The organism is Stenotrophomonas sp. Sm6012 (assembly GCF_030985895.1).
Classification (GTDB): Bacteria; Pseudomonadota; Gammaproteobacteria; order Xanthomonadales; family Xanthomonadaceae; genus Stenotrophomonas; species Stenotrophomonas forensis.
Window position 1 is genome coordinate 1 of sequence record NZ_JAPTFX010000242.1, and the last position, 3136, is coordinate 3136.

The window sequence follows — 3136 nt, forward strand, 5'->3', positions numbered from 1 at the left end:
CGCCGTGTCGGCGAAGGCGGCGTCGAGCGCGTAACCGGCCAGCGCCAGGAACGCGACCAGGCCCACGGACGCGGCGAACATCTGGCGCGCCTGCAGTGAGCGCGGCCGCCAGCGTCGGAAGAACCACAGACGGCCGGACATCGTGTTATCGCCAGGGTGAGCCGGCTCAGCCCTCGTTGCGCGGGATCGCGAAACGGTAGCCGCGACCGCGCACGGTCTCGATCGGCTTCAGTTCGCCATCCGGGTCCAGCTTCTTGCGCAGGCGGCCGATGAACACTTCCAGCACGTTCGAGTCGCGGTCGAAGTCCTGCTGGTAGATGTGCTCGGTGAGGTCGGCCTTGGAGACCAGTTCACCGGCATGCATCATCAGGTACTCCAGCACCTTGTACTCGTAGCTGGTCAGGTCGACATTGCTGCCGGCGACGCTGACGGTCTGCGCGGCCAGATCCAGGGCGACCGGGCCGCATTCCAGGGTCGGCTTGCTCCAGCCGGCGGCGCGGCGCAGCAGCGCGTTGACGCGGGCCAGCAGCTCTTCGACGTGGAACGGCTTGACCAGGTAATCGTCGGCGCCCTGCTTCAGGCCCTCGACCTTGTCCTGCCAGCTCGAACGCGCGGTCAGGATCAGCACCGGGAACTTCTTGCCTTCGTCACGCAGGGCCTTGATCAGCTCCATGCCCGACATCTTGGGCAGGCCGAGGTCGATGATGCCGACATCGAACGGGACTTCGCGCCCCATGTAGAGGCCTTCCTCGCCGTCCTGCGCAGCATCGACGGCAAAGCCTTCGCGCTTGAGCCGGGCTGCCAGGGTCTCACGCAGCGGGGCTTCGTCTTCGACCAGAAGGATACGCATGAACTCTCCCTAGTGTCCTGGGTGTGGCCCGGAGGCCTGTGGGGTACGGGTTGATAGCGACAACTATCCCTGTTCAGGGGTTATCGCCGCGTAGTGATGACATATCCGACCGCGGCGTGCGCGGCTGTGAACGCGACGGGGCGGGGTCGTCCATGTAGCGGACCCGGCCCCGGTCGTCCATGTATTTCACCCGGTTGATGTCACGACCATCGAACGGCACGCGCTCGGCACCGAGGATGTGGCCGCCGGTGGTGCGCTGCACGCGGCGCACGGCATCGGACAGCGAACGCTCGTCGCCACGGTTGCCGCGCTCGCCCCGATCCATCATCTCCGCCCGCCCCTGGTCGCCGCGCGGCGGCTGTTGCGCCAGCGCCGAAGACAACGGCGCAGCCGCCAGCAGCACGCAGGTGGCCAGGGCAATGCGGCGGTGGAAGGGAGCGGAAGACATCGATGCGATCCTAGCCGAGCTCGGCGATTCGTTCAAAAGTCGTAAATCCGGGTGCCGGGTTCGGGACCCGGCGCTTTACAAATCCTTTGCAAATTCTTGGTTTGGAGCAGTGAATCCGGTCTGAACTTTTCCGGTCCCACCGCCGCGTTGTTCAGCTAAGTGAACATTCGGGACGAATCGCCGTCCCTTGTCAAGCCAGGAATGTGACCTCGGTCACGCTGCAGCGCGATCCGCATCGCGTTCGGTGACCGCCAGCGCCTGCTCGACCAGGCTCCAGTCGGCGCCCGGGCGGTGTGCGCCCTCGCTCAGCACCTGGCGGAATGCGCGGCCACCGGGCTGGCCGTGGAACAGGCCGAGCAGGTGGCGGGTGATGTGCTTCAACGCCAGGCCTTCGCCCAGGCGCGCTTCCACATAGGGGCGCAGCGCGCGCAGCAGATCGCCACGGGCCCGCAGCGGTGCGCCGGTGTGCAGCGCCTCCAGCTGATGCAGCAGATAGGGGTCGTGGTACGCCGCGCGGCCCAGCATCACGCCATCGACGTGCGCGGCCTGCGCCTGCACCGCCTCGAGGCTGGCCAGGCCACCGTTGAGCACCACCGGCAGCGCCGGGCGCTCCTGCTTCAAGCGGTAGGCCCAGTCGTACTTCAGCGGCGGAACCTCGCGGTTCTCCTTCGGCGACAGGCCTTTCAGCCATGCGTTGCGGGCGTGCACCACCACCATCGCCGCACCGGCGGCGACCTGGCGGTCGACGAACGCGGCGAACACCGCGTAATCGTTGTCTTCGTCCACGCCGAGGCGGCACTTCACCGTGACCGGGATATCCACCGCATCGACCATCGCCGCCACGCACTCGGCCACCAGTACCGGCTCGCGCATCAGGCAGGCGCCGAAGCGCCCGGCCTGCACGCGGTCGGACGGGCAGCCGCAGTTGAGGTTGACCTCGTCGTAGCCCCACTCGGCGGCAATGCGCGCGGCCTGCGCCAGCAGCGCCGGATCACTGCCGCCCAGCTGCAGCGCCAGCGGCTGTTCGCTGCGGTCGAAGCCGAGCAGGCGCTCGCGATCACCGTGGATGACTGCGTTGGCGTGCACCATCTCCGTGTACAGGCGTGCGCCCGGCGCCAGCACGCGATGGAACACGCGGCAATGGCGGTCGGTCCAGTCCATCATCGGGGCAACGGACAGGCGCAGGGAATCGGCGTAACGGGCGGCGGCGGACGTCATCGGGGCGTTGATCGTGGAGACTGGCATTGCCAGTGAGATCAATAGTTTACACCGGGTGGCTGAATGGCGGCGGGGAGCGCTACGCAGACACGCCAGGCTTTGACGCAGTTGCCAATTGAACGATGTATCCTTGTGGATACGATCAGTCGAGGATCACGCTTCGGGCAACGGAAACGTTCACGCGCTGGCTGCGCGTTAAGCACGAGGCGCCATTCCCAGGACTCTCCCGATGAGCAAGCTGAAGACGATTCCCTTCGATCCCGCAGACTATCTGGAAGATGACGTCGCAATCGCCACCTATCTGAGCGAGGCCTTGGCAGCAGGTGATGCGGGCCACTTCCAGGAGGCACTCGGAACAGTGGCGCGTGCTCGTGGCATGAGCGGTGTTGCCGAGGTCTCCGGCCTTGGACGCGAAAGCCTGTACAAGGCGCTGCGCCCCGGAGCACACCCACGCTTCGACACCGTGCAGCGGGTACTGTCAGCGCTCGGGGTGCATCTCATCGTGCAAGCCGACAAGCAACCCGCAGGCACCGCCTGATCGCTGCCGCTGGCCCGGGGGGGGGGGGGGGCGGGGCGGCCCCCCCCCCCCCACACCCCGCGGCCGCCGCCCCCCCCCCCCC

General features: G+C 67.3%; 4 protein-coding genes. 1 reads left to right on the plus strand and 3 read right to left on the minus strand.

The features are described 5' to 3' along the window. Positions 1 to 166: 166 nt before the first annotated feature. The 3 genes from O0J73_RS21955 to dusA form a co-directional block, all read right to left on the minus strand. Positions 167 to 850: a response regulator transcription factor gene (locus tag O0J73_RS21955; RefSeq protein ID WP_004136763.1), complete on the minus strand. Its 684-nt coding sequence runs from the start codon at positions 848 to 850 to the stop codon at positions 167 to 169. 73 nt (positions 851 to 923) lie between these two features. Next, on the minus strand, positions 924 to 1298 hold the full coding sequence (locus O0J73_RS21960; protein ID WP_008265425.1) for a hypothetical protein: 375 nt from the start codon (positions 1296 to 1298) through the stop codon (positions 924 to 926). 213 nt (positions 1299 to 1511) lie between these two features. After that, the gene (gene dusA / locus O0J73_RS21965; protein ID WP_308309636.1) at positions 1512 to 2543 is read right to left on the minus strand and encodes a tRNA dihydrouridine(20/20a) synthase DusA; all 1032 of its coding nucleotides are present in this window, start codon (positions 2541 to 2543) and stop codon (positions 1512 to 1514) included. A gap of 202 nt (positions 2544 to 2745) precedes the next feature. On the opposite strand from dusA, the gene O0J73_RS21970 reads away from it, so the two are divergent. Continuing rightward, a complete protein-coding gene (locus tag O0J73_RS21970) occupies positions 2746 to 3054 on the plus strand; it encodes an addiction module antidote protein (RefSeq protein WP_180878684.1) in 309 nt (102 codons plus the stop codon). Positions 3055 to 3136 lie beyond the last annotated feature (82 nt).

Excerpts from the sequence above, each read along its gene's own strand:
- O0J73_RS21955 (WP_004136763.1), bottom strand. The coding sequence starts at position 850 with ATGCGTATCCTTCTGGTCGAAGACGAAGCCCCGCTGCGTGAGACCCTG.
- O0J73_RS21960 (WP_008265425.1), bottom strand. The coding sequence starts at position 1,298 with ATGTCTTCCGCTCCCTTCCACCGCCGCATTGCCCTGGCCACCTGCGTG.
- dusA (WP_308309636.1), bottom strand. The coding sequence starts at position 2,543 with ATGCCAGTCTCCACGATCAACGCCCCGATGACGTCCGCCGCCGCCCGT.
- O0J73_RS21970 (WP_180878684.1), top strand. The coding sequence starts at position 2,746 with ATGAGCAAGCTGAAGACGATTCCCTTCGATCCCGCAGACTATCTGGAA.